This window comes from Nitrospira sp. BLG_2 (assembly GCF_049222245.1).
The window spans coordinates 1-2,381 of sequence record NZ_JBLYIG010000029.1 but is presented as its reverse complement, the minus strand read 5'-3'; the positions used below and the strand labels follow the sequence as shown (position 1 = coordinate 2,381).

At 52.9% G+C, this 2,381-nt stretch carries 3 protein-coding genes; 1 reads left to right on the top strand and 2 read right to left on the bottom strand.

The features are described 5' to 3' along the window. Nucleotides 1-318, bottom strand: a 318-nt coding sequence (locus ACOSYY_RS00805; RefSeq protein WP_421660327.1) for a hypothetical protein, incomplete at its 3' end; no start/stop codon positions are given. 493 nt (nt 319-811) lie between these two features. On the opposite strand from ACOSYY_RS00805, the gene ACOSYY_RS00800 reads away from it, so the two are divergent. Continuing rightward, nucleotides 812-1,318: a hypothetical protein gene (locus tag ACOSYY_RS00800; RefSeq protein ID WP_421660326.1), complete on the top strand. Its 507-nt coding sequence runs from the start codon at nt 812-814 to the stop codon at nt 1,316-1,318. Nucleotides 1,319-1,328: 10 nt separating this feature from the next. Here the strand turns inward: ACOSYY_RS00800 and ACOSYY_RS00795 are convergent. Continuing rightward, on the bottom strand, nt 1,329-2,381 hold a 1,053-nt coding region (locus tag ACOSYY_RS00795; RefSeq protein ID WP_421660325.1), incomplete at its 5' end, for a PilT/PilU family type 4a pilus ATPase.

Here is a 2,381-nt window from a genome sequence, read left to right as displayed (position 1 = left end):
CGTTGCAGGCAAACTCTTGATATGAGGAGTAGTATGAAATACTTCGCCTTCAATCCCATACCAACTGTTTCCAGGGAAATACCCAATCTTGCCGCCGTAGGTAATGGAGTTTTGAAGATCAAAGTCAGGATTGGGAGCGGGATTCAGGTCTGGAACTCCGGCCTGCGATCCTGTTCCCGCAATACTGTTGATGCGATCCGCAAAGTTGACGCCCGCCTCTCCCGCGACATACATTTCAGCGGAAGCGAGGTTCATAATCGTTGAACTCACCAACCACATCCCAACGAGGCTCAGAAGAATCGAACTATTCTTTCTCATACCCGGCCCTCCACAAGGTCATCATACCAAAAGTTTCTTCGCGCAGGATGTGCCTGCGCTCAACATGGGTGAAGTCGTGACCGGAATCAACGAGGGATTTGCATCGGTGAGGACGCGTATCGTGTATGTTTGGACTGAGTCCTGTACATGTACATGTGATACATCCCGTGGCAGGACTACTCGGAAAGGACCGAAATATGGGTAGACTCACCGCGGTCTCGTCCAGGCGTTTCAGCAAAACGGTTTTGGCAAAATCGTGAATTCCTGGGTGGCCACAAGCCGGAATCTGCCATAACACCGGTCAGGTCGAACAAGGTTTAGGGAACGACATTCTAGACCAAGTGGCTGGTAAATCGAGACTGTCTTCTGGCTCCAAGTGTGCCGATATCCTACCGGATTTGGTCGACAGGTTGACGCCGAACGGGAAAGATCGAAGCCGGTTGTCTCGATCAGCTCATGAAGCCGGTTCAAGAGATCTCGGGGGGCTAATGAAGTGAAGGGCGACAAGGCCCGATCGGCTCAGGATCGGCTTGTAGTTTGGATTGCCATCGGTCTGGTCTTGTTGTCGGTTTGGTGGGCGCTTCGTGATGATCTTCGTGTCTCCAGCCTCATACAGAGCCAATCCACGAATCCCGTGCTCACGACGGAGGCGATTTCCCTCGTGACGGGTGATGAGCCCCTTGTCGATATGTTTATCCGTTCCGGATGTCCCGTGTGCCACAAGATTCCTGGAATTCCTGGTGCCGACGGTCAAGTCGGGCCGCCGTTGGTCCTTGGCACCACGGGCGAGCAACGGCTCAAAGATCCCCGGTACCGTGGACAAGCCAAGACGGTGCACGAGTATATCGTTGAATCGGTGTTGGAGCCGCAGCGGTTTGTGGTGCATGGCTATCCGGAGCACACGATGCCGAATTGGTACGGCTCCCGACTCAGTGCCCTGGCTCTTGAGAAGATGGCGTCGTATCTTGAGCGCCAAACCGAAGGAAGTTCAGCGCCTTAAGGCAGGGGGGCTATCGTTTGCGAATCGGAGTGACGGTTCCTGAAGCGCTGCCTTGAATTTTAAACGCATCAGTGCCGCCGCCTCCCATCTGCTTATCGAGCAAGGCGTTCACAGCCTCGTCACCTTTGAGCCCTTCAAGTTTGATTTTCAGGCGGAGGTTGTTCGCGCTATCGGCGTTGATGAGAGCTTGCTCCAATGAGATCTTGTTCTCCTTGTATAGCTGAAACAAGACGTGATCGAAAGTTTGGCAGCCTTCATCTATCCCTTGTTCCATTGCTTCTTTTAACGTATCGACCTCCGCTTTTTTGATCAGGTCCTTGATGCGCGGCGTGTCCAGCATGATTTCCAATGCCGGAACGCGTTTGCCGTCGACCGACGGAATCAGTCGTTGTGAGATGATCGCGCGCAGATTCAGTGACAACTGTAAATAAATCTGGGCATGGCGCTCGACCGAGAAGAAATTCATGATACGTTCGATCGCCTGGTTAGCGTTGTTGGAGTGCAACGTTCCAATGCACAGATGACCGGTTTCGGCAAAGGTAATCGCCGCTTCCATGGTTTCCGTATCACGCACCTCTCCGATCAGAATCACATCCGGAGCTTGACGGAGCGTGTTTTTCAGCGCGTTTTGGAAGGTCAACGTATCGAATCCGACTTCGCGCTGTGTAATGATCGATTTTTTGTGCTGATGAACGAACTCAATCGGATCTTCCACGGTGATGATATGGCCTTGGTGGATGGTATTGCGATGGTCGATCATGGCCGCCAACGATGTCGACTTCCCCGAGCCGGTCGCCCCCACCACCAGCACGAGACCGCGTTTGGTCATCACGATGTCTTTGATGATCGGGGGAAGTTGCAACTGTTCGACGGTCTGAATATCCACTTTGATGTGACGGAAGACTAACCCGACATTGCCTTTCTGCCTGAAGATGTTGACGCGGAACCGACCGAGTTCCTTGTAGTAGAGCGCCAGGTTCATCTCCATTTTTTCTTCGAATTCGCTCCGCTGTTGACCGCGCATCAAGGCTAACGCCAGTGATTCGAGCTGCTCGTTGGTGAA